Raw genomic sequence first — 25,516 nt, 5'->3', positions numbered from 1 at the left:
CGATTGGTTGCTACGAAGATAGCATCTTGCTTATGGCGAACTTTTCATCTGACGACATGCCTACTGAAACAACTAGCGCAGAAGTTATTGACGCCTTCCGGCGGCGCTTGTGGGAGCGCGACAACCCGCCGCCGCTGCGCAACGATGCGGCCAGTGTGCAGCAGCGGCTAGTGGAGGCTTTGCGCCCGCTGCTGCCCGGCTCGCTGACCAAGCGGCTGGCGCGGGCGGCGCGCATTTGCTACGCTTTTCTGGGGCAGGGGCGCTGGACGTCGCAAGCCCTGACCACGCTCGTGGGCGGGCACCGCGTGAGCACCAACCGCACGCTGGACATACTGCTGGAGGCCGACGTGCTGCAGCGGCCGGCGCAGGGCCGGAGTGCTTACTATGAGCTGACGCCGGAGGGCGAGGCACTGTTGCTGAGCGTACTGGCGCCAGCGCCGGCGGGCTAGGCTCTACGGCGGCTTTATTTTAGCTTGACTAATGATGCGATTTAGACTGTTGCTGCTGGCGCTGCTGGGCGGGCTGGGGCTGGCCCGGCCGGCGCGGGCGCAGGTATTTTACCTCGACCTGAGTGCCCAGCCGATTTCGTTGCCCGTGCGCACGATGCACGTGGAGCAGGTGCTGGATGGCCGGCCGGCGGGCAGCCCCTCGCTGGGCTTGGTGTATCAGGGACTGAACAACCGGCCGGCCACGGTGGAATTTCGGCGCGGCCTAGCGCCGGAGCTGACGGAGTGGCTGCAGCAGCGGCTGCCGGCCCTGGCCGGCGACCAGCCCGTGGTGCTGTGCGTGCGCCAGCTGCGGGTGAGCGAGGTGATAGGCGGGTTTGGGGAGAAGGCTAAGGCCGAGCTGGCGTTCGATGTGTATGCCCACCTGCCCGATGGCTACCATTTTGTGCGCCGCCTCAGCGGCCACGACGAGCAGGCTGGCCTGGACATGACTCTTACGCATGCCACCAACGTGGCGCGGGTGCTGCAGAAGTGCCTGCAGCTGCTGGCCGCCATGCCCTGGCAGCAGGCGGCCCAGCAGCCGGCCCTGCGGCTGGAGCAGCTGGTGGCCGATAAGCCGGTGGCCCTGGCTCTGCCCCCGGTGCTACGGGCGGCCGTGCCGGCCCGGGGGATTTACCACAGGCCGGCGCAGTTTCTGGCCAATGAGCCGGATACGACGCTCAGCCTGGGCCTCGACACCTTGTATCTGCAGACGCCGGGCTGGGAGGGCACCGCGCGGCTGCGGCCCTCGGCGCGCACGCCGCAGGGCAGCCGCGTGTCGCCACGCGAGCTGTGGGGGTTTTCGGATGGGCGCCAGGCCTACATTCGCCACGGGAGTGCGTTTCGGCCGCTGGTGCGGCAGGGTGACTTTTACACCTTTGTGAGTGGGGCGCCGGTGGATGTGCAGGTAGCCAAGCGCCGCAGCACGAACATCATAATGTACGGAGCGGTGGGTGGTCTGCTGACCAGCGACGGCGACGATATAACCGGCCGGCCCGTCGTGTATGCCCTGGACGTGCGCACCGGTCAGGCGGGGCCTTTCCCGCTGCCGGGGCAGGCCCCGCCCATCGATACGGCCTTCGTGTATGTGTACCGGCCGCCGGGCGGCCCGGCCGCTGCCCAGCGCCTGCTGGTTAATAACCAGGAGGTGGGCTGGCTGCGCCCCGGCGACTTTCTGGAAGTGCCGTGCCGGTACCTGGGGCGCGCCGTGCGGTTTAGCCTCAGCCAGCCCGATGGGCCCACGCTGCTGGTGGTGCCCGATGCAAAGTCGGCTAATTACCTCAAGCTAACCACCCACTCTAAGGCTTGCTGGGAGTGGATGCCGCCGCGCCTGGGTGCGGCCGACGTGGATGCGCTGGAGCAGCTACGGAAGCGCTGAGCGGGGCGGTAATCCGGCCCAGGGCCGGATTGCGCCAGCGCTAGTTCTGCAACCCGGCGAACCCGGCGCGGTCTTTGGGCGTTGATGCAATTTCAATTATCTGTCTGCTTCCGCTTTGAAAACAACCCCGCCGCCGGCCGCCACCTCGGTCCCCGCGCCCGCCTGGGATACTACTGCTACCCCCGCTCCTACTGCTGCGCCGCCCCCGGCGCCCACGCCCACCGACGAGCCGCCGCGCAACAGCGGGCGCGGCTGGCTGGGCTGGTTGCTGGCGGCGCTGGTTATCGGCGGGCTGGTATGGGCCAAGTTCCAGTTTTTCCCCAGCACGGCTCCTAAAGGTGGTGGCAAGGGTGGTGCGGCCGCGGGCGGCAAGGGTGCTCCCGGTGGCGGCGGCAAAGGGGCCAAAACGCCGGTGGGCGTGTTTGTGGTGAAGGCCACGCGGCTGAGCGACGAGGTGACGAGCACCGGCTCGGTGCTGGCGGAGGAGGCGGTGACCATTCGCACCGAAATTGCGGGGCGCATTACGAGTCTCAATTTCAAGGAAGGCCAGCGGGTGAGTAAGGGCCAGCTGCTGTTTACCATCAACGCCGACGAAACCAAGGCCGCGCTGCAAAAGCAGCAGTACAACCTCAAGCTGTACCAGGATTTGGAAAAGCGCGAGCGCACGCTGCTGGAAAAGGAGTACATCAGCAAGCAGGAGTATGAAAACGCCAACAACCAGCTCCTTACGGCCCGCGCCGACCTGCAGGCCCTGCAGGCCACGCTGCTGAAATCGAACGTGCGGGCGCCCTTCGCGGGCCAGCTCGGGCTGAGCACCACCACCGTGGGCACCTACGTGAGCCCCAATACGCCCATCGTGACCCTGGCCCAGACGCGGCCGGTGAAAATCGACTTCGGGGTGCCCGGCCGCTTCGCCGCCCAGGTGAAGGTGGGCGACACGGTGCGCGTGACCGACGAAGCCAGCGCCAAGCAATACGCGGCCCGCGTGTACGCCATCAACCCGCAGCTCGACCCGGTGAGCCGGACCTTGCAGGCCCGCGCCCGCTTCGCCAACACGCACGATGAGCTGCAGCCGGGCGCGTTCGTGAAGGTGCAGCTGCAGCTGGGCCAGACGGCCGACGCGCTGCAGATTCCGACGGAGGCGGTGGTGCCGGTGGCCAGCGGCTACCAGGTGTTCGTGGTGGAGAAGGGCAAAGTGGTGGCGAAGGATGTGAAAATCGGCGCGCGCTCGGATGCGCTTATTCAGATTGTGGGCGGGCTGGCCGTGGGCGACTCGGTGGTGCGGACCGGAGTGCTGCAGGTGAAGGCGGGCGACGCGGTGAAGGCGCAGTAAGCAGTACCCAAATCGTCTGTCATGCTGAACGCAGTGAAGCATCTTATCATGGCAGCACGACGCACTATATGAAGTAAATTACTGCTCGTTCGCCCGTGATAAGATGCTTCACTACGTTCAGCATGACAGATAAAAAATGAGTTTATCCTCCCTTAGTATTAACCGCCCGGTTTTGAGCATTGTGCTCAGCCTGCTCATCGTCATCTTCGGGGTGATTGGCTACCGGGCGCTGTCGGTGCGCGAGTACCCGAGCGTGGACCCTCCTATTATTACGGTAGCCACGAGCTACGTGGGGGCCAGCGCCGACGTTATCCAAAGCCAGATAACGGAGCCGCTGGAAGTAAGCATCAACGGCATTGCGGGCATCAAGAATCTGACGAGCGTGAGCCGCGACGGCCGCTCGCAGATTACGGTGGAGTTTGAGCTGGAAACCGACCTCGACAACGCCGCCAACGACGTGCGCGACAAGGTGAGCGCCGCCGGCGGCCGCCTGCCCCGCGACGTGGACCCGCCCATCGTGACCAAGGCCAACGCCGACTCGCAACCCATTGCGCTGGTGTACTTATCGTCGAATAAACGGAGTTTGCTGGAGCTGACCGACTACGCCGTGAACGCCCTGCAGGAGCGGCTGCAAACCATCCCCGGCGTGTCGGAAATCCGCATTTTTGGCGAGCGGCGCTACTCCATGCGCCTCTGGCTCGACCCGGTGAAGCTGGCCGCCCTGCGCATCTCGCCGGTGGATGTGCAGGCCGCCGTGGGCCGCGAAAACGTGGAGCTGCCCGGCGGCACCGTGCAGGGCCAGAACACCCAGCTTACCCTGCGCACGATGGGTCGCCTGAGCACCGTGGCCGAATACAACAACCTGATTCTGCGCGACGACTCGCTGTCGCTGGTGCGGCTGTCGGACGTGGGCTACGCCGAGCTCTACCCCGAAAACGACCAGAGCCTACTGCGTCGCAACGGCGTGCCGCTGGTGGGTGTGGCCGTGGTGCCGCAGCCGGGCGCGAATCAGATTGACATTGCGACGGAGTTTAACAAACGACTCGCACAGTACGAAACCGACCTGCCGAAAGACCTGAAACTGAGCTCGGGCTACGACAATACGGTGTTTATCCGGGCCAGTATCCGGGAGGTGCGCGATACCATTTTTGAGGCCTTTGGGCTGGTGGTGGTCATCATCTTTTTGTTTTTGCGCGACTGGCGCTCGACGCTTATTCCGGTGGTGGCCATTCCGGTGTCGCTGGTGGGGATATTCTTCGTGATGTACCTGCTGAACTTCAGCGTGAACGTGCTGACCTTGCTGGGCGTGGTGCTGGCCATCGGGCTGGTGGTGGACGATGCCATCGTGGTGCTGGAAAACATCTACTCCCGCGTGGAGCAGGGCGAGTCGCCGATGGAAGCGGCCATGAAGGGCTCGGAGGAAATCATTGCCGCCGTGGTCAGCACCACGATTGTGCTGGCGGCGGTGTTTTTGCCGGTGCTGTTTCTCACGGGTATCACCGGGCGCCTGTTCCGCGAATTCGGCATTGTGGTGGCGGGTTCGGTGCTGATTTCGGCCTTCGTGTCGCTCACCCTCACGCCCATGATGTGCTCGCGCCTGCTCAAGCTCAGCGAAACGCACAACTGGTTTTACCGCAAGACGGAGCCGTTTTTTGAGTGGCTGACGAATGGCTACCAGCGCAGTCTGCAAACCTTTTTGAACCGCCGCTGGCAGGCCTGGGTGCTCACGGCCATCACCGGGGTGGGCATCTACTTCTTCGGTACCACGTTGCCCTCGGAGCTGGCCCCGCTGGAAGACCGCAACCGCGTGAACGTGAACGTAACCGGGCCGGAAGGCGCGTCGTTTGAGTTTACCGATGCGTATATGCGGCAGGTCATCGGCCTGGTGAAAGACACCGTGAATGAAGACCTGAGCAGCGTGCTCACGGTGTCGGGCGCGCAGCAGGTGGCCAACGGCGGCAACGCCCGCATTCAGCTGGTGGATGCCGAGGAACGCACCCGCACCCAGCAGCAGATTGCCGACGCCATGAGCAAGGGCGTGAAGCGCCTGACGGCCGCCCGCGCCTCCGTCACGCAGGACCAGAGCATCGGCTCGGGCGGTGGCGGCCTGCCGGTGCAGTTCGTCATTCAAACCCAGGATTTTGAGAAGCTGCGCACGGTGGTGCCGAAGTTTCTGGCGGCGGCGCAGGCCGACCCGACGTTTGCCTTCGTGGATGTCAACCTGAAATTCAACAAGCCCGAATTGCGCGTCATCATCGACCGCGACAAGGCCCGCAGCCTGGGCGTGAGCGTGCAGGACATCAGCCAGACCCTGCAGGCCGGCCTGAGCGGCAGCCGCTACGGCTACTTTCTGAAGAACGGCAAGCAGTACCAGATTATCGGCCAGGTGGCCCGCGAAGACCGCAGCCAGCCGCTCGATGTGCGCACGCTGAGCGTGAAAAGCAGCAGCGGCCAGCTCGTGCAGCTCGACAACGTGATTCGCCTCACCGAGAACAGCACGCCGCCCCAGCTCTACCGCTTCAACCGCTACGACGCGGCCACGTTCTCGGCCTCGCTGGCCCCGGGCAAAACCCTGGGCGACGGCATCGCCGCCATGCAGGCCCTGGCCGACAAGCAATTGGACGAAACCTACAGCACCGCCCTGGCCGGCGCCTCGCGCGACTTCGCCGAAAGCTCGTCGTCGCTGCTCTTCGCCTTCGGCTTGGCGCTGGTGCTGATTTACCTGATTCTGGCGGCGCAGTTCGAGAGCTTCCGCGACCCGGTGGTGATTATGTTCACGGTGCCGCTGGCGCTGTCGGGCGCCTTGTTCAGCCTGTGGTATTTCAATCAGACGCTCAATCTATTCTCGCAAATCGGCATTATCATGCTGGTGGGTCTGGTGACGAAAAACGGCATTCTCATCGTGGAGTTTGCCAACCAGCGCGTGGAGCACGGGGCCGACTGGGCGACAGGACTCATGGAAGGCGCCACGGCCCGCTTCCGGCCCATTCTGATGACTTCGCTGTGCGCTATTCTGGGTATTTTGCCCATTGCCATTGCTACGGGCGCGGGGGCGCTAAGCCGGCGCGCGATGGGCATTGGCGTGGTGGGCGGGCTGCTTTTCGCTACCGGACTGACGCTGTACGTGGTGCCGGTGATGTATTCGTATTTTGCCACGGCGAAGAAGGCGAAGCCGAAAGAGCCCGTGGCGGCGTAAAACGACAACTCCCCTCCTTGGAAAGGAGGGGATGTGAGCGCCGAAGAGGCGCGAACGGGGGTGGTTCGCCCGGTCGCGCCGACAGAACGAAAGCAGTAATTATCCTTATCGGCGCGAAAGCCCTGCCGACTTCAACCACCCCCGTTGCGGCTGCGCCGCAACATCCCCTCCTCTTCTGAGGAGGGGAGTTTATCGTCTATCCCGCTGCATGCGTCCTTTCCTTTTTTTCCTCCTGCTCCTCCCCTTCCCCCTGCTGGCGCAGCAGCCGCAGCTGGCGAAGCCCACCACGGTAGCTCCGGCCCCAGATTTGTCGCTGCAGCAGGCCGTAGCGGCCGGACTGGAGTATAACTACGGCATCCTGCTGAGCCGCAAGGACCAGCAGATTGCCGAAAACAACGTGACCCGCGGCAACGCCGGCCAGCTGCCGGTAGTGAATGGCAACTTCACCCGCACCTTCAATATCAACAACGTCCGGCAGGAGTCGTCGGCCCGGCCCGAGGCCAGCACGGCCAATAGCGCGAAGTCCAACCTCTTCAATACTAATATTGCCGCGACCTGGACCATCTTCGATGGCCTGGGCATGTTCATTGCCTACGGCCGGCTGAAAAGCCTGCGTACCCAGCAGCAGGTGATTACCAAAGCCACGGTGGAGGAAACCGTGGAGCAAATCACCAACGCCTACTACGCCGTGGTGCGCGAGGGCGGCAAAATCCGCTCGCTGGAAGAGGCGCTGAAAATCGGGCAGGCCCGCATCGACTTCACCCAGGCGCGGGTAGACGTGGGGCTGGCGGCCAAGGTGGAAGTGCTCACCGCCCGCGTCGATTACAACGCCGACCGCAGTCTGCTGCTCCAGCAGCAGCAGGCGCTGGTGTCGGCTAAGGTACAGCTCAATAACCTCATCGGCCGGGCGCCGCGCACCGATTTTCAGCCCAGCGACTCGCTTGTAGTCACCCGCGGCCTGAATGCCGACAGCCTGCGCGCCGCCATGCTGGCCCGCAACCCGCGCCTGGCCCAGGCCCGCCTGGGCGTGGACGTAGCCACCTACGACCGCCGGCTGATACGCGCCTCACGCTTTCCGCAGGTGGGGCTGACCACAGGATACGGCTTCAACCGCAACATCAACGGCGCCGCTTTCTTTGGTAATCAGCTGGTAACTAATACGGGGCAAACGTACGGACTCAACTACGGCGTAGTGGCGTCGGTGCCCATCTTCGACGGCTTCAACCGCAACCGGCTGGAGCAGAATGCCCGCATTGCGGAAGAGCAGAGCAAGCTGGCGGTGGGGCAAACCACCCTGCAGCTTGATGCTGATGCGGCCGATGCTTACGCGCAATACCAGAACTACTTGCAGCTGCTTGATTTGGAGGAAGACAATATCAAGCTGGCCGACCAAAACGTGGCCATTGCGCTGGAGCGCTACCGCCTGGGCTTGCTGACGCCGCTGGATTTACGCACGGCGCAGCGCGTGCAGCTCGATGCGGCGGTGCGGCTCCTGGATATTCGATACTTTACCAAGCAGGCTGAGACGACGCTGAGAAGGTTGAGCGGGGATTTGGTGCGGGAGACGTAAGAGGTGTTAGGTGTTAGGTGTTAGGTGTTAGGTGTTAGGTGTTAGGTGTTAGGTGTTAGGTGTTAGGTGTTAGGTGTTAGGTGGCGTACGGAATCCGAATACCGAACACCAAAAACCCAACACCTATTTCTTGTTTCTCAACGCTTCCAACGCCTCCACCACCTTCTTCACATCCTTTTTGGTGGGGCCTTCCGCCGCGGCCGAAGGCTCCGCTGGCCCTACTTTAATTACCCTCTCGAAGTAAACCAGCAACTGCTTTTGAATGTCGGGCGTGAGGTGCTCAAAATCGTGTTTGTACCACTCTATCAGCCACTCGCCGTAGGTTTCATCGGCCAGGGCATATTCACCGGCTTTGGTGGGCAGGCCGGTGTCGAGGTTGGTATTGGGCAGGGCCGGAATGCGGGCGGCGGTATCGGTCGGCTCCTGTCGGATGCGGGCTTTGTAGTCCGTAAGCACGGCGGCAAAACTGCGGCGGAACTGGGCTTCGCCCTCGCGGCTGGGCAGGGTGAAGGTGAACTTGCGTAGCGGGCCGATTTTGGGTAAGACGTTGATAACTCGAGCCATCATGCGGGCTCCGAAACCGGGACGCTCGTAGTCTTTGCCGAACTCCTTTTCGTACTCGCGGCGGCTGGTGCGGTACACGTAGTCGCGGCGGCGGGCGCGGGGGCTCACCTTGCGGATTTCCTGGCGCTGGCTGTGCCAGGCCGCCCGCGCCACCGAGGGCATCAGCTGATTGACGGCGAAGCGAAACGTGGCCACGCTCAAATCGACGTTGAGCGTGACGTGGCCCAGCTCCAGCCCGTAAGTGGTTTGGATGGCGCGCTCCAGCAGCGGCTTGCTCACCCGGAAACCGATGGCTTTGTGATAGTCTTGGGTGCGGTAGCGGCCGGCGGCCACCTGCACCACGTCGAAGGAAAACTCCAGCTCGGTGTGGCGGATGGGCGCCTGCTCGTAGGTAACGACAGGGCCAAAGTCCTTTTTCAAATCGGTGTACACTGTGGCCAGCAGCTGGTTGGTGCTTTGCGGGTGGCCGATATTGTCGGCTACGTAGTGCGAGAGGGCGCCGAGGGCGAAGGCGTACTCGTTGCGGTCGCGGGCCAGAGTGAGGAGGTTGCGCACGAAGTCGCCGGCGCGGGCGTAATGCATCATATTGGTCAGCAGCTCGGTGCCCAGCGGGTAGTAGCCCATGTCCTGGATGATGGCGCCGCCGTAGGCGTAGCTTTTAGCATCGTTGAGCTCGTCGGGGCTGGCGCCGGGGTAGCGTTTTTCGAGCAGCGGGCGCAGGTGCTCGTCCCAGGTCGAATCGACGATGGCCTGGTGGGTGAGCACGGAATACGCGGAGGCCGCCGGGGCAGCGGCCAGCAGCAGGGCCAGCACGCCGCAAAGTCGAAGCAGGTTCACGGGCGGCAAACGCGGAAAGCTGGGCGCTAGTTGCCAGGCCATATTGCAAAAAGCCCGGCCGAGTAGTCGGCCGGGCTCTTCTATTACGGTAATACCTGCTATTGCAGCACCACCTTGCGCGATACCGTGGCGCCGTCCATATTCAGGCGCAGGGTGTACACGCCAGCGGCCAGGCTCTGCACGTCCACGTCGGAGTCGGTGGCTACCAGGGCGCGGCTCATTACTGGTTGGCCCATGGTGTTGAGCAGCTGTAGCTGGCTGGCTTTGGCGCTCACCGGCAGGGTGAGGTGGAAGCTGCCGCGGGCCGGGTTGGGGTATACCTGCAGCAGAGCCGCCTGCTGGGCGGTAGCATTAGCCAGCGGAGCGCCGGCGGGGTTCAGTTCCAGCGAGAAGCGGCCGTTGACGGTGGTGCTGGCGCTGGCGAAGGGGTAGGCAGACGTAGCCGTGAGGGCCGTGCGGGTATTCGACTGCGCGTCGTAGAGATAAGCGGTAAGGCCAGCGGGCAGGTTCAGCAGCTCGGCCACGCGCAACACGTAGGAGCCGGCCGCGGGCAGCGTGATGGCCATCGGCAGCACCTGCGTGGTAGTAGGTGAGCCAAAGGCCGACAGGCCTTTAATGCTGTAGCTGTCAGCCCCCAGCTGCCACTGCACGTTCAGGTTGTCGGGGTTGCGGCGCTTCAGGGCGTCGAATTTGGGGCCGAAACCGGCGGGGGCGCCCGCCTGCTCGTACACGACGATGTCATCCTTCATAAAGCCAGCGGTTTCGGCCAGCGTCAGGCGCACCAGGGGGCGGGTTTCGGCGGCGGGGCGCTGGAAGGCGCCGTCCACTGGGTCGAAGAGTTGTACGCGGTCGACGTTGGTGAAGCCCACCGAGCCATTGCTGCCCGTGCTGCGCACGAAAAAGCCCTGGCCCAGCGCGATGGTCGGATTGCCCACGCCATTGACGTAGGAGCGGTAGTTGCCCACGTAATTGCCCGTCGTTTCGTACACGTACATCGCGTCGCCCACGTTCACCAGCGCGCCGTTGCGCGACGCCAGCGTGCCCCAGTTGAGGGGCGCCGGGTAGGGGTTGCCCAGGAATTGCCAGCCGCTTTCGGCGTTGGCGCCCATCATCAGGCCGGTCACGTCGTAGTTGCCGTTGTTGGGTACGCCGGTCCACTCCACTTTCGAGCCGGGGGCGATGTGCACCGTGAAGCCTTTGCCGGCCGTCATGGCCTCGCCGCTGGCACCGGATACCCAGCCCTGGTCGAAGCCCGAGGGCGTGACGCCGGGCGTACCCACGCGGGCCTGGTTGTAGGAATACACCGTGGGGAAAGGCAGCACCTGCTGCGGCGTGGCCGAAGTGTTGTAAGCGGCGTTGTACACCGGCGCGAAGCCGGTGGTGGCCATATTATCCAGCGTCTGGCCGCCCACGGGGGCGGCGTAGTGGCGGTAGCCCGCGCCGGTGTTGGGGCCGGCGGTGATGGCCCGCTCCACGGTTACGTTGCCGAGGATAGTGCCGCCGCTGGTGTTCACAATCAGGGCGGTGCCGCCGTTGCCGCTCATCAGGCGCAGGGTGCGGCCGTTCATATTGAGGGTGCCGCTCACCACGCGCACCAGCTGGCGCACGTTCACGTTGGTGGCCAGGTTGAGGTCGGTGGTCACGGCCAGGCCGTCGGTGTTGAAGTTCTGCAGGCTGCGCACGGTGGCGGGCATGCCGTTGCCGGTTACCTGCCCGGGGGTGGTGCCGGTGTAGATGTAGTTGGCGTCGTCGGAGTACGAGCGGGTGCCGGTAACCAGCACCGACCCGGTGGGGCCGGTTTGCGAGATGCCGTCCACGCTGCAGATGTCGAGGGCGCCGTTGCCCTGGAGGTCGAAGTTGCCGGGGCCCAGAATGTCGTTGCAGTTGGGGCTCAGGCGCCCGCCCGCCTCAATGGTGAGCGTACCGTTGACGGTGAGGGCGCTGGTGAGGCCCAGAATGCCGGTGCCGGTGATGGTGACGTTATTATAGGTGCCTCCCGGCATCGACTGGGTGGTGCTTACGACGAGGTCTTGAACTTGAGCCCGGCCCAGCAAAGGGAACAAACTCAGGGCGGCCATCAGCAACCGCGTGCGAAAAGTAAGAAGCGGTTTCATGGTTGAAAAGGGTAATAGAATTGGAAATAAAAAGCGTGCAGTGCGTGCACTTGTGCTTTCATACGCAAGGGCTTGCGCGGCGTTGTTGAGCTTGGCCGAGCGCATCGCCCAACACGTAACTTTCACCGACCAAAACCCATTTTCCGGCCGTTTACTGCGCAGCTTGTTGCTTGATTTTAAATAATAAAAGAGGCCCCGGCGCAATTGCACCGGGGCCTCTTTTATTCTAAAATAATTCGGCGCAAACGAGCCGCCAGGGCTCGTTTGCCGTCCTTATTGCACTACCACGCGGCGCACTACCTGCGTGCCTTCCAGGTTGAGGCGCAGCATGTACACGCCGGCGGCCAGGCCGCGCACGTCGAAGTCGGCTTCGGCGGTAGTGAGGGTGCGGCTAAGCACCGTCTGGCCGAGGGCGTTGGTGAGCGTGGCGGCTACCGGCTTGACCGTGGCACCCAGCGGCAGGCTCAGGTGGAAGCGGCTGGCCGTGGGGTTCGGGTAGAGCTGCACCTGGGCGGCCAGGGCCTGGGCGTTGGTAGCCAGCGGCGCGGCGGCCGGCTGGAATTCCAGCGCGAAGCGGCCTGTGGCCGAGGTGCCAGCCAGCGAAGCGCGGTAGCTGCTGCCGGCCGCGAGCACGGTGCGGGTGCCGGTGAGGGCATCGCGCAGCACCACGGTGGCGCCACCCAGGTTAGCAAAGCTTTCCACGCTGAAGGTGTAGGTGCCAGCTTGCGGCACGCTCAGCGTCAAGGGGATGATTTGCGTCTGGGTAGCCAGGCTGGGGCGGCCATCGATGCTTAGGCTTTCGCCGTTCGTCAGCACCGTGCCCAGGGTGAGGCCCGAGGGGTTGGTGAGCTTGTAGGCATCGGCCTTGGCATCAAAGGTAGCCGTGGCGGTGGCGTCGAAGTACACCGTGGCGTTGTCGGTGAGGGTGGCGGCGGCATCGGCCACGGCCAGGCGCAGCAGCGGCCGGGCATCAACCTGGCGGAAAGGCGCGCCGGACTCGTTGCCGCTCCGCAGGCTGTTGGTGAAGCGCACGGTGCCCGAAGTGCCGACGGCGCTGGTGCGCACGAAGAAACCTTGCGCAACGGCCACCTGGCCAATACCTACGCCGTTAACGAAGGCGCGGTACGAGCCGCCGTACTGGCTGCTGGCTTCATACACATAGATGGCGGCGTCCATGCCGGCCAGGGTGGCCGTGCTGGTGGGGTCGGCATTCTGCGTGGCCGAGCTCATGTCGATGGCTTGCGGGTAGGGGTTACCCAGCAGGTGCCAGCCGCCGTCGGCGTTGGTGCGGCCGAGGCCGGTGCGCTCGATGAGGCCGGTGTTTACCTGGCCCGTGAAGTCGACCAGGGCCGTGCGGCTGATGTTGACGGTGTAGCCCGTGCCGGGCGTCCAGGGAGTCGTAGCGGCCGGCACTACCCAGCCTTTGTCGAAGGCATTGGCGAAGGTAGTGGCCGGGCTACCGCCGTTGGCGGCCGGGCGCAGGCGCGTTTCGTCGTAGCCAAACACGGTGGGGAACGGGGCCACCATGCTGGGGTCGGCCGAGGTATTGTAGGCCTGGTTGAACACGGGCGAGAAGCCGGCCGTGGCCAGGGTGCCCAGTGTTTCGCTTTGCACCGGCGACGAGTAGTGGCGGTAGGCAATGGGCGTCGTGTTGCGGATGGCCCGCTGCACGGTAGCCGTGGTGCCAATCACGTTGGCCGTGGTGGCGCCGCTGAGGGTCACCTGCGCTTGGCCCGAACCGCCACCCAGGCCCGGGTTAGCGGTCGAAAGCAGGGTCAGGGCCTGGCCGTTCAGCTGGATGTTGTTGGTGCCAATCTGCACGAGGCGGCGCACGCTGAGCGGACGGCTCAGGGTTACGTCGCTGGTGGCGAAGTTGGTGATGTTGCTCACGATGTCCGGGAAGCCGGGGCCGGTTACCTGGGGCGTGCCCGTGGTGTTGCTGAAGCTGAAGTTGCCGTAGCTGCCGCCGTAGCTGCGCGTGCCGGTTACCTGAATCTGGCCGGTGGCCCCGGTCAGGCTCAGGCCCTGCGGGTGGCGAATCACCAGCAGACCCGTCTGGTCGATGGAGTTAACGGGCATCGAGAAGGAAGCCGTGCCGGTCAGGGGCGAGTTGCTGGGGTCAAATGACCCGTCGTCGTCCAGCACCACGGTGCCGGTAGCCGACAGCGCCGAGGTCGACACTAGGATGTCGTCCACATAAATGTCGCGGTAGGCGCCACCGTCCACGTTCAGCGGGCCGGTGCTGGCGTCCACAATCAGGTCTACCGGCTCGGGCGCAAACGATATGCCGCGGAAGGCGGTGTTGTTGGCAGCCGTAGCCAGCGTAACCAGGGTAGCGGCGCCGGTCAGGCTAACATCTTTGCTGGTAGCATCGATGAAAGCCGACAGCGTAGTGCCGCTGGTCAGGTAAAGCTCCACGGTGTTGCCGTTTAAGCGGCCAGTGAGGCCCCGGTACCCAGACGAAATAGTAACCCGGCCTCGTGCTGTCCAAGTGGTGCCACTTTTCGAAAACTTATAGATGCCCGGACTATTGGCTGACCCCGAGCCGTCGTCGACCACGTACAGCACATCGAGGCCGGTTTCGAGGTTGTCGCGCTCCAGCATTACAAAGCCGTAGGGGCTGTTGACAGCGGCAATAAGTGTAGCAGCAGCGCCGGCCGTAGTGGGCCGGTTAGTGCCCAAGCGGTAGACGCCCTGCGTGCCTGAGCCGGTGCTGTAGTAAAGCTGTCCGCCGAAGATGTCCGTTACGCGGGTGTTGGTAACAGTGCCCGATACCAGGGTGGAAGTAGTAGTGCCCAGCGTGGTATAGCGAATGCCCCCCGTACCGGGCGTGGCGGTGGCTTGGTTGCCCGAGGTCCAGATGTTGGTTCCGTTACTGGTTACGGCCGAGCGAATGTTGTCGGTAGAATAAGCATCCGTCAGAGCGGTGGTTACGTTGATGACCAAGCTCTTGTCAATGCGGGCCACCGTGCGGTTTACCGTAGCAGCCGTCGTATTTGCCACTGCATTCGTGCCCGTAGCGGCATCAAATCCACCGATAGTCAGGTACTGACCGTCGGGCGAACGCAGCAGGGCACCTACCGAGGTGCCCGAGCCGGGCAGCGTCAGGGTCTGGTTGCCGCTGGCGTCGGCGGTAGGCAGAGCCACCGAGCGCACCGGAGCGGTATTGCTGGTGGTGGTGGTGTATTCGTCCAAGAATACGGCCATCGCAGCCGAGCCCAGCGAGCCGGTGCCAGTGCCCACGCGGGCCACCACGAGGTTGCCGGTGGCGAAGGCTGCTGCCGGGGTTGCCGTAGCCGTGCCGTTGAAAATCAGCACAAAAGCCGGCGTGGCCGAACTGTTGTTGTTGATGGTGATGGAGCCCGAGCGGCTACCCGTGGCCGAAGGCGTAAACACCACGTTGAAGGTAGCCGTGCCGCCATTGGCGGCCACCGTGGTGGGGTTGGTGCCGCTGGTCACAAACTCGGAGCCCGAAGCCACGAAGCTGCCGATGGTAAGCGCATCGGGGCCGGCATTGGTGATGGTGAACTGCACCGGGGTGCTGCTGCTGCCCACTGCCACCGTGCTCGTAAAGCCATAGGCGTTGCCGCTGGCGTAGCCGGTGCCGCCCTGGCTGATGGCAATCTGCGGATTAACCGGGGCAGCCGGGGTGCTGAAGCTCACGGCCGGGGTCGAGGTGGCCGAGCCGCCGCCCGAGCAGGTGCTGGTCACGGTGAGGCTGTAGGTGGTGCCGGCCGTCAGGCCGGTGAGGCTGATGGGCGAAGTGGTGCCGGTAGCCGTCACGGGCGAGCCCGTGGTGGGCGTGGCCGTGGCGGTGTAGCTGGTCGCCGAGGCGTCGCCGGTGAAGCTCACGCTGGCCGAAGTTCCGGTGATGCTGTTGGCGGCTACGCTGGTCGGGGCCACGCAGGCCGGGCCGCTGTAGTCCGTGATTTGCAGGTCGTCGATGTTGATGCGCGTAGAACCTGAGCCCGTGGGGTTGCTCAGACGCACCCGGATGCTGCCCGGCACGTTAGCCGTGAAGGTATAAGTAGCCAGCGTACTGGTGAGCGTAGTTTGGGCGCTGGCGTAGGCGGTGAAGGTCGCGCCACCATCGGTCGATACGCTCACTACCAGGCGGCCGCCGGTGTCGGTGCCGAAGTTGGCCGCCTGCAGCGTGATAGTGCCGGCGCCGTTGGCTTTGTCGAAGCTCATCGTTACCGAACCAGCCTGAAGGCGGGCGCTACGGGTGTTGTTTTTACGGTCGTCGGTGCTGGTACCCAGCAGCGCATCCACGAAATTGTATTGCCCGGTAGCCAGCGTAACGGTGCCGGTGGTGTAGCTGGTTTTCGAATCGGCCTCGAAGGGCTCGAAGAAGCCAGCTGGCGGGGCCGTCACAGTCAGCGTCAGGGCATTGGAAGTGCCACTGGCCGTAGTCACCGTGACGGGATACGTGGTACCGGCAGCAGGTACGGGCAGGGCCACCGTCAGCGAAGTACCGGCGCCGTTCACAAAGCTCGGCGTCAGCGACGCCCCGTTGAAATTGACCGTGGGCGCGGTGCCGAAGTCGGTGCCAGTGATGGTGGTGCTGTAGGTAGCACCGCCGTACACGGCATTGGGGGTGAGCGTGGCAATGGTGGGCACGGCCAGCATGCCGGTGGCGCTCAGGTTAATGGTGTAGATGGCTTCGTTCTGGTCGTTGCTGTTGATAACCAGAGTGCCCGTACGAGGGCCGGTCGCCGTGGGCGAAAACGTAACGCTCACGGTAGCCGAGCTATTGGTGGCTACCGAAGTAGGCGCCGTGCCGCTCACGGCAAAGTCGCCGGTGGTGCTGATGCTATTGATGGTCAGCACATCGGTGCTGCTGGTGTTCTGAATAGTGAAGGCCACAGCCGGGCTGGTGCTGCCCTGGGGCGTACTGGCAAAGCCGCTGAAGGTGCTACCGGTGAGGTAGTCGGTACCCGCCGGCTGCTGCACGTTGATTTCAGGGTTGGCGGTGGCGGCGGTGCCGGTGCCACCCAGGTTCACGGTGTAGGGGCCGAGCGACGGCGGCGTAGCAACAGCCGTGTTCACGGCGTTGCTGTTGATAACGAGCGTGCCGGTGCGGGCACCGGTGGCCGTGGGCGTGAAGGTGACGTTGACCACGGCCGTATCGCCGGCGGCTACCGTGAAGGGCAGCGTGGCCGGCACCGTGCTGCTGACAGCAAAGTCGCCGGTAGTGGTGATGGAGCTAACCCGGAGCGGGTCGGGGCTGTTATTGCGGAGCGTAAACGCTACTGCGCCACTGGCTGTGCCCTGCGTTCGCGAGCCGAAGCTGTACGTAGTGCCGTTGTTAGCGTAAGCCGTGGGCGGGAAGCCCTGAGTTACGGCCAGCGTGGGGTTGATAACCGTGGCAGTTATCGAGAATTCATCCACGGCCAGGCCGTCGTCGGCACCACCCGGAACATCGAAGCTGTTCCAACGGATGTAAAATGTGGCCCCGGGGGCAATCGACAGCCCTCCGATAGTAGCCGATAGGGCCGTCCGGTTAGCAGCCGAGTTACCATTTAGGGCGCCTACTGTGCCCGTAGTAACCGGGCCGGTAAAATCCAGGTCGTTGAAGTCGACATAAGTTCCTGTACTCAGGCTGGTAGCATTGGTGCTGTATTGAAAGTCCAATCGGTCTGCCACCCGGCTAGCAGCGATATAACCTAAGCGCCATTGTTCGCCGGTGTAGGAAATAGCCAACTGCGAAATCACACCGTTGGTATTGTTAGTGTAGGCAGCCCCGATGGTTGTCACTGTCGAACCGCTTTGCACCGAGCCCAGGGCGCGGTCAGTGGCATTCGTAGCGCCAAAGCTGTAGGTATCGCCGGTTGCGCTGCTGCCGGTGCCGGCAGTATAGGTAGTGTTGCCCGGCGATTCGTAAAACCCGAACCCCGACCCGGCCGGAACCCCGGTGTTGGAGGAGCCGGTAGAGATGATATTATCGAAATTGTAGGTATTAGGCGTGGCCCCAGTGATGCTAAAGGGCGTCGGCGACACCTGCGCCCAGCCCGCCAGGGGCAGCAGCAGGACCAACAGGCTTAGCAGCCGCGTCCCAAGGGCCGGCTGCCGCAGTGTAAAAGGTATTCGCATAAAATGGGATGGGGGTTGGGTGTGAGGAAAAAGAAAGCCTTGCAATCTGGCACAAAGTTACACTTCTGCCAGTAGTATGTCACTTATCACAATTACTGAATTGTTACCCTCCTGCTAAATCACCCAACCCAACTCCAAAACAGCCTATTACAGTCCTTTGCCACGCAGCTGTTCCAGGGCTTTCCGGGTTTCCTGGCGCTCGTCCTTTTCCCGCTCTTTTTCGGAGGCGGGCACGGGCGGCATGCTGCCGAAAAAGGTCAGAATATTTTGCTTCATGGAGGGCGTGAGGTGCTCAAAATCCTTGTCGGCGAGCTTGCGCAGCCACTCGCCGTAGGTTTCGTCGGCCAGGGCGTACTCGCCGGCCTTGGTGGGGTGGCCGGTGTCGAAATCGTTGTTGGGCAGCCGGGGCGGGGTTTTGGCCGTGTCGGCGGGCTGCTGCCGGATGCGGGTGCAGTACTGCCCCATCACGGTCTGGAAGCTGGTGCGGAACAGCTTCTGCGCCTCGGGCGTGGGCAGCTTGAAGGCGAAGGGCTTGAGCGGGCCGATTTTGGGCAGCACCCGAATGAAATACGAGAAGATGCGCGCCCCGAAGCCGGGCTTGTTGTAGTCCCGGCCAAACTCCTTTTCGTACTCCCGGCGGTTGTGCTTGAAGAGGTATTCGCGCCGCCGGGCCCGCGGATTCGTTTTCCGGATTTCCTTACGCTTGTAGTGCCAGGCCGCCCGCGCCGCCACCGGAATAAACTGGTTGACCGAAAAGCGAAACGAGGCAATGCTCAGGTCTACATTGGCTACCACCTGCCCCAGCTCCAGCCCGTAGGTTTCCTTGAAAGCCCGCTCCAGCACCGGCTTGCTCACCTGAAAGCCAATGGCTTTGTGATATTCCTGGTCGCGGTACTTGCCGTTGGCCAGCTGCACCACGTCGAAGGCAAACTCCAGCTGCGAGTGCTGCTTGGGCGCCTCCTCGTAGGTGATGACGGGGCCGAATTTCTGCTGCAAATCGGGGTACACGCTGGCCATGGCGCGGTTGGTGCCCTCGGCGTGGCCATACACGTCGGCCACGTAGTGCGCCAGCGAGCCCAGCGCAAAGGCGTACTCGTTGCGGTTGCCGGCCTGGGCCAGCATATTATGCACGAAGTCGCCGGAGCGCACGTAATGCGTTAAGTTGGTAAACAACACATTGCCCAGCGGGTAGTAGCCCATATCCTGCACAATGGCGCCGCCGTACGCGTAGGCCTTGGCGTCGTCGAGCTCCTGCGGGGTGGCGCCGGGGTAGCGGGCCTGCAGCGCCGGCACTAGGCAGCGCTCCCAGGTCGAGTCGATGTTGGCCTGGTGGGTGAGCACGGCGTAGGCCGAGGCGGGCCCGGCGGCCAGCAGCAAGAGCAGCAGAAGTACGTAACGGGGCATGGCGCTCCAACGGCAAAGCAGGCCTGGTCGTTGTCGGCGGCAGGAATGGGGTAGAACGCAACTCCCCTCCTTGGAAAGGAGGGGATGTTTTGCCGCAGGCAAAACGGGGGTGGTTCGCCCGGTCGCGCCGCCTGGGCTTTCGCACCGCAAGGCGGGTTATTTACTGCTTTCGTTCAGACGGCGCGGACGGGCCAACCACCCCCGTTCGCTGCTCAGCGCAGCTCACATCCCCTCCTTTCCAAGGAGGGGAGTTGTCGTTCTACCCTGTGCAATCGCAAACTGACCGGCATCGAAGGGTAAACCCCTCCCCTACCGCCTGCCATGCGCCTACTGCTACTTTTCGCCGCCCTCGCCGTTATTTTCACCCTGCCTGCTACGGCCCAGCAGCGGCTGGCCCAGGCGCGCCAGCGCAGCTACCTCACCAAGGTATTCCGGCTGACCGAGGCCCAGACCCGCCACCTCTACGAGCACGGCATCAACCATGCCCGGCCGGAGTTTTTCACCCAGCCGGTCGATTCTTTTCCGACCGACTCGCTGCGGCCCCGCCCGCTGCCCGTGGGCTACTACCTGGTGGCCCACGCCGAAGGCCCGCAGCTGGTGTACCGCCTGCGCGCCGAAACCGACCGCGAAGTGGTAGTGGTGGATAATCAAGTGGATTTGAGCCTCGTGGTGCGCGACTCACTGGGCCGGCCGCTGACCGATGCGCAGGTGGCTGTGGCGGGCCAGCCCCTGCCCTTCGACGCAATTACGCAGAGCTACCGGCAGGTGCGGGGCGGCCGGGCCGGGCTGGTGGCCGTGACGCAGGCCGGGCGCACCACATTTCACCCGCTGGCACAGCCGTTTGCCGATGGGCAGGCGCGGGCGCGGGTGGGCGCGTGGCTGGTGCGGGCCGGGCGGCGGGTGCTGTATGGCTCACCGCTGGGCTACCTCACGCGGCCGGTCTGGCAGCTGGGCTATTCGCTGCGCCATGCGTCGTACACCACTACCGGGCCGGTGGGGCTGGCGCGCTCGGTTTTCAACGAAGACGTGCGCGAGGAGCGCCGAGGCCGCCGCGAGCAGCGCCGCCAGCCCGACGAAAGCCTGCTCTGGACCAGCTATGTAGCCACCAGCCAGCCGCGCTACCGCCCCTCCGGCGACACCCTGCACCTGAAGGCCCGCGTGCTGCGCCGCCGCGACGGCCGCCCCTGCCGCCAGCCCCTCACGCTGTGGCTGGGCGGCAGCTACAACGTGCCCGCCAAGCGCATTGCCGTGCTGCGCCCCAGCGCGCCCGGCAGCTACATCTATACCCTGCCCCTGAGCGATACGCTGGGTTTGCGCCCCAATACCTACGTCGGCTTCCGCCTCACCGATGCGCACGACCACACCTACGCCAGCGGCGCCTTTCAGCTCGAAGACTACGAGCTGAAAAACACGCACTACACCCTGCGGATGGCCGAAAAAATCCACCGCCAGGGCCAGCCCCAGGCCGTATTTATGCGCGGCACCGACGTCAACGACCTCAACCTGCTCGATGCGCGGCTGCAGCTGCTGGTGACGCCCAGCGGCGAGCCCGGCCAGCTGCCCGGCCGCCAGGTATTCGTGCCCGATACGCTCTGGACCACCCGCCAGCCGCTCAATGCCCAAGGCGAAACCCGGGTGGAGCTGCCCGCCGCCAAGCTGCCCAACGTCGACCTGAGCTACTACGTGCAAGGCACCTTCCTGACCTCCGACAACGAGCGCCGCAGCGAAAGCGCCCACGTCGAGTTCCGGCGCGAGCCCGGCGAGCTGCGGGCCGAGCTACGTGGCGACTCGGTGCATTTCGAATATTACCACCGGGGTCAGCTCCAGCCGCACGCGGCCACGCTGCGCATCCATTCGGCCACCGCGCTGCGGGGCGACTTATTCCGGGGCCCGGTGCAGCTGCCCTGGGCGCTGCGCGTTGATGCTCAGGTTAGTTACTACACCCTCAGCGATGCCGCCGGGCGGCAGGCTGAGCTGCGCCTCACGGCCAACGATGCGGCGCTGGTGCTGCAATCGGCCCGCGCCAACGACTCGCTGCTGGTGGTGGTCGACAACCCACACCAGCTACCCTTTTGGTACTACATCTACGAAGGTAACAAGCTGCGCTACCGAGGCTACGGGCCCGCGCTGCAGCTGGCGCAGCCCCGCGCCGGTAAGGAGCCTTGGTTTGCCTCGCTGCACTACCAGTGGGCCGGCGAGCTGCGCTCGGCCGAGTACACCATGGCCCTGCCCGCGCCCCAATTGCTGGTGGAGGCGCAGCAGCCCAGCGTAGCCTACCCCGGCCAGCGCATCCGCCTGCGCTTTGCCGTGACCGACGAGCGCGGCCGCCCCGTGCCCAACGCCGACCTCACCAGCTACGCCTACACCAGCAAGTTTGGCCCGGCGCCGGTGCCGACGCTGCCCGTCATCCGCACGGCGCGGCCGGTGCAGGGGCGGCTGTCGCGGCGGCGCTTCCAGCTGGCGGACTTCGAGGCGCGGGGGCAGCAGCAGCTGCCCTGGGCGCGCTGGCGGGCGGTGCTGGGGCTCGATTCGCTGCGGTTCTACCAGTTTCTGTATCCCGAAACCGGCGCTTTCTACGAGTACCAGCCGGCCCCAGGCGGGCTCACGCAGGTGGCGCCCTTCGTGGTCGATTCGGGCCGGGTGCAGCCGCCGGTGGCGGTTTACATCGATGGGCAGCCGGGCTACATCCGCGCCCTCAACCACGCCGACCCGTATACGGTGGTGGCCGACAGCGGCTTCCACACCATCAGCATTCGCACCGCTACGCGCCTCGTCACGCTGCACGGCGTGTACCTGCGGCACCTGCACAAGCTCACGTTCAGCGTGGATGTAAACCAGCCCTGCGCCGAATTGAGCGTAAGCAAACGCGAGCCCGGCCTCGATGGCAACGAGCTGCTGGCTTTGCAGCGCAGCATCGTAGTGATAACCAACCCCGAGCTGGTGAACCCCACCCTGCGCCAGGGCCGGGTGCTGCGGCCGGTGGTGCCGGGCGGCTACCAGTACGCCGGCGGCCGGGCCAGCGGCCCCTTCCGGCCCGACTCGGTGCTGCTGCGCGACGACTACGGCTTCCGCCGCCGCTTTCTGTTTGAGCCGGGGTTCCGGTATTCGCTCGGGAGCGGCGTGGTGAAGATGCAGTGCTTCAATGGCAACGAGCTTAATTTATTGACTAACAGCTACTACTACAACTTTTCTCCGCTGCCCTTGCAGGGCTTCGCCTACACTGAGGCTGACTTCAAGCGCCCGGCCTACCGGCTGCAGGGCACGACGCCGGTGTACTTCAACCCCACGCTGGATGAGGCCTACGGCACCGCGCCCGGCCACGGCCGCCTGCAGCTGCGCGCCCCCCGGCGCCCCGCCAACGCCGCGCCCACCACGCCGGAGTTGCCGGCCATGCACGTGGTGCTGCTCACCCGCCCCGACCAGCCCAAATTCACCCGCTTGAGTTGGGCCAACAGCCTCCTGCAGGACCTGCCGCCCGGCCGCTACCGCGTGGTGGTGCTGCTGACCGACAGCACCTGCCTGGCCCCCAAGGAGCTGGCCATAGTGCAGCCCAACGGCCAGACCTACTTTCAATTGCAACTAACCGACCGCCGGCCCAACGGCCCCCTCAGCCGCCGCATCAACCGCCTGCTGTGGGCCCGCACGCCCCGCATCACGCTGGCTGATAAGGCCGAGCGCCGCGAAATCCGGATAGAGCGGCCGCAGAAGCCGCAGCCGGGCTGGCGCACCCTGCGCGGCCGGGTTATTGATTTTGAGGCCAATGAGGGCCTGCCCGGCGCCACCATCCAGCTGAAAGGCACCACCTGGGGCACGGCAACCAATGCCGATGGCGGCTTCTCGCTCCAGATTCCGCCCGACGACCGGAGCATTATTCAGGTGCGCTACCTGGGCTATACTTCGACGGAGGTGGCCATCGGCTGGAAAAGGACCGTTGACATTGTTTTGCAGACCGATAGCAAGCAGCTGAACGAAGTAGTGGTAACGGCCCTGGGCGTGCCTCGCGAAAGCCGCTCACTGGGCTATTCCGTCAGCGAGGTACGCTCCGCCCCCCTGATGCGTGGAATAGCTGGCAAAGTGCCCGGCGTGGCCATTAATGGAATGCCCGGCAGCTCCTCGCGCATCACCATCCGCGGTAATTCCTCCCTGCTCGGCTCTAACAAGCCCCTCATTATGCTTGACGGCCTGCCGTTTGACGGGGAAAAAGATGACATCGACCCGGACGCCATTGCCAGCATCAACGTCATCAAAGGCGAAGCTGCTGCCAGTCTGTACGGCTCGCAGGCGGCGGGCGGCGTCATCGTCATCACCACCAAACCCGGCGCGAAAAATTTCATTAAAGGCACCCAGGCCGCCAGCCTGTACGGCTCCCAGGCGGCTGATGGCACCGCCAAAACCGCCGACGACCCCGGCCGCGACCCGCGCCTGGCCATGCGCCGCCACTTCCGCGACTACGCCTGGTGGCGCCCGCTGCTGCTCACCGACGCCCAGGGCCGCGCCAGCACCGAAGTGGTGCTGCCCGACGACGTGACGAGCTGGACCAGCTTCGTGCTGGCCTCCGACGACCACGGCCGCGTGGGCTACGCCAGCGGCCACCTGCGCTCCTTCAAGCAGCTGCGGGCCGAGCTAGCGGCGCCGCGCTTCCTCATCGCCGGCGACCGGCCCCAGCTGGTGGGCAAAAGCCTGAACTATGGCTTCGATACGGCGCGGGTGACGACTACGTTCCGCCTGGGCCAGCAGGCCTTGCGCACGCAGGCGCACCCAGTGCATCCGGTGGCGCTGGACACGCTCACCATCACCGCGCCCGCCGCCCTGGTGCCCGATTCGGTGCAGCTCAGCTTTGCCCTGGCCCGCGACAATGGCTACCAGGACGGCGAGCAGCAGCGCCTGCCGCTGCTGCCGGCCGGCAGCCTGGAGCGGGTGGGCACCTTCGCGCCCCTCGTGGGCGGCGATACCACGCTGGTGCTGCCCATCAATCCGGCGCTGGGGCCCCTCACCGTGCGCCTCGAAAGCGACCCGCTGCCCGCACTGCTGCGCGAAATCGAGCACCTGCAGCAGTACCCTTACCTCTGCAACGAGCAGGCCGCCTCCAAGCTCAAGGCACTGCTGCTGGAGAAGCGCATCCGGGCTGCCCAGCAGCTGCCGTTTCGCGGCGAGAAGGATGTTCATTTCCTGATTAAAAAACTGCTGGACGGCCGTCAGCCGCTGGAGTATTTCTGGGGCACCTGGCGCACCTCGCCGGTGAGTGCCTGGGCCACCCTGCACGTGCTCGAAGCGCTAATGGAAGCCGAAAAGGCCGGCTATCCAGTGGCCCTGAACCGCGGCCCCATCCAAACCGAGTTGTTGCGCCAGCTCGATGAGTCGCTCAGCGCCCCGGCCGTGGAAGCGGCGCTGAAAGGCCACCCGCTGCCCGGCCGCTCGCGCCCGGCCGACGACCTGCTGCGCCTGCTCAGTTTGCTGCACCAGCTGGGCACGCCCGCCGACTACGCCACCTACGTGGCCCGCTACGAGCGGCTGCAGGCCGGCCGCCAGCCCCTCGACCGCTACCTAGCCCTGATGGGGTTGCGCCAGCAGCTCGGCCTGCCCTACCAGCTCGACACCCTGCGCCGCTACCGGCTGCGCACCCAGCTCGGCGGCGTTTTCTACGACGACACCCTACGCCCGGGCTCCTACTACAGCTACCTGCTGCGGCAACAGGTGGGCGTCACCCTACTGGCTTACCGGCTGTTGCGCACCCAGGGCGGCCACACCGCCGAGCTGGCCCGGCTGCGCGCCGGCCTGCTCCAGCTGCGCCAGGATGGCAGCTACTGGACTAGCACCTACGAGGCCGCCCAGATTCTGGAAACCATCGGTCCCGACCTGGTGACGGCCGGCCAGCCCGCCGCCTTCGCCCGGGCCGAGCTTAGCGGCAGCCTCAGCCAGACGGTGACGAAATTCCCCTTCACCACCCAGTTGCCGGCCACCGCTGGCCCACTCACCCTGCGCAAGGAAGGCAGCCTGCCCCTCTACGCCACGGCCTACCAAAGCTACTGGGACCCCGCGCCGCCGTCCGTCAGCAAAGCCTTCACGGTGCGCACCACGCTAGCCGGCCAGGGCGGCACCCAGGTGCGCCTGCGCGCCGGCCAACCCACTGAGCTGCTGGTGACGGTGGACGTGAAAGCCGCCGCCCACTACGTGCTGCTGGAAGTGCCCATTCCCGCCGGCTGCTCCTACGGCGAGCCCGCCGCGCCGCATTACCTCGAAGTGCACCGCGAGTACCTGCGCCACCAGACCAGCATTTTTCTCGACCACCTGCCGGTGGGCCGCCACACGTTCCGCATCGCGCTGCAGCCGCGCTACCACGGCCGCTACACCCTCAACCCCGCCAAGGCCGAGCTGGTATATTTCCCCACGCAGTTTGGCCGCTCGGCCAGCAAGCAGGCGGTGGTAGACTAAGCTCACGCGACATAGTTCAATGTGCTTGTTATGAACCTTCTTGGCTACCGGCCTGCCGGGCTACCAGCAGTGTTTGGTAAGGTAAGGCTTGCGCTGGGTTCAATTGGCCC

The 25,516-nt window shown here is 64.8% G+C and carries 10 protein-coding genes; 6 read left to right on the top strand and 4 right to left on the bottom strand.

The annotated features are described in order from the left end of the window. Positions 1 to 56 precede the first annotated feature (56 nt). The 5 genes from Q5H93_RS05990 to Q5H93_RS05970 all read left to right on the top strand — a co-directional run bounded on the left by Q5H93_RS05990 (position 57) and on the right by Q5H93_RS05970 (position 7,962). Entirely contained in the window at positions 57 to 449 is a 393-nt protein-coding gene (locus tag Q5H93_RS05990) for a hypothetical protein (protein ID WP_305005591.1), read from the top strand. A gap of 31 nt (positions 450 to 480) precedes the next feature. Continuing rightward, positions 481 to 1,863, top strand: a complete 1,383-nt coding sequence (locus Q5H93_RS05985; RefSeq protein WP_305005590.1) for a hypothetical protein — start codon at positions 481 to 483, stop codon at positions 1,861 to 1,863. Positions 1,864 to 1,978: 115 nt separating this feature from the next. After that, positions 1,979 to 3,196: an efflux RND transporter periplasmic adaptor subunit gene (locus tag Q5H93_RS05980; RefSeq protein WP_305005589.1), complete on the top strand. Its 1,218-nt coding sequence runs from the start codon at positions 1,979 to 1,981 to the stop codon at positions 3,194 to 3,196. A gap of 136 nt (positions 3,197 to 3,332) precedes the next feature. Beyond that, positions 3,333 to 6,392 carry an efflux RND transporter permease subunit gene (locus tag Q5H93_RS05975; protein WP_305005588.1) on the top strand — a complete coding sequence of 1,020 codons (3,060 nt, stop codon included), beginning with the start codon at positions 3,333 to 3,335 and terminating at the stop codon, positions 6,390 to 6,392. A gap of 208 nt (positions 6,393 to 6,600) precedes the next feature. Then, on the top strand, positions 6,601 to 7,962 hold the full coding sequence (locus Q5H93_RS05970) for a TolC family protein (RefSeq protein ID WP_305005587.1): 1,362 nt from the start codon (positions 6,601 to 6,603) through the stop codon (positions 7,960 to 7,962). Between the two features lie 123 nt (positions 7,963 to 8,085). On the opposite strand, the gene Q5H93_RS05965 is transcribed toward Q5H93_RS05970, so the two are convergent. The 4 genes from Q5H93_RS05965 to Q5H93_RS05950 all read right to left on the bottom strand — a co-directional run bounded on the left by Q5H93_RS05965 (position 8,086) and on the right by Q5H93_RS05950 (position 18,974). Continuing rightward, a complete protein-coding gene (locus tag Q5H93_RS05965) occupies positions 8,086 to 9,405 on the bottom strand; it encodes a zinc dependent phospholipase C family protein (RefSeq protein WP_305005586.1) in 1,320 nt (439 codons plus the stop codon). A 56-nt stretch (positions 9,406 to 9,461) separates the two neighbouring features. Next, positions 9,462 to 11,477 (bottom strand): T9SS type A sorting domain-containing protein, encoded by a 2,016-nt coding sequence (locus tag Q5H93_RS05960; protein WP_305005585.1) that lies wholly within the window; start codon positions 11,475 to 11,477, stop codon positions 9,462 to 9,464. 273 nt (positions 11,478 to 11,750) lie between these two features. After that, positions 11,751 to 17,570 carry a choice-of-anchor D domain-containing protein gene (locus Q5H93_RS05955; RefSeq protein ID WP_305005584.1) on the bottom strand — a complete coding sequence of 1,940 codons (5,820 nt, stop codon included), beginning with the start codon at positions 17,568 to 17,570 and terminating at the stop codon, positions 11,751 to 11,753. Between the two features lie 147 nt (positions 17,571 to 17,717). Continuing rightward, the gene (locus Q5H93_RS05950) at positions 17,718 to 18,974 is read right to left on the bottom strand and encodes a zinc dependent phospholipase C family protein (protein ID WP_305005583.1); all 1,257 of its coding nucleotides are present in this window, start codon (positions 18,972 to 18,974) and stop codon (positions 17,718 to 17,720) included. A gap of 321 nt (positions 18,975 to 19,295) precedes the next feature. Between Q5H93_RS05950 and Q5H93_RS05945 the strand changes: the two genes are divergently transcribed. Continuing rightward, a complete protein-coding gene (locus tag Q5H93_RS05945) occupies positions 19,296 to 25,406 on the top strand; it encodes a carboxypeptidase-like regulatory domain-containing protein (RefSeq protein ID WP_305005582.1) in 6,111 nt (2,036 codons plus the stop codon). Positions 25,407 to 25,516 lie beyond the last annotated feature (110 nt).

Source organism: Hymenobacter aranciens (assembly GCF_030580865.1).
Classification (GTDB): domain Bacteria; phylum Bacteroidota; class Bacteroidia; order Cytophagales; family Hymenobacteraceae; genus Hymenobacter; species Hymenobacter aranciens.
Note: the sequence above shows the minus strand (reverse complement) of the source record. Positions and strands in the feature narration are given on the sequence as shown.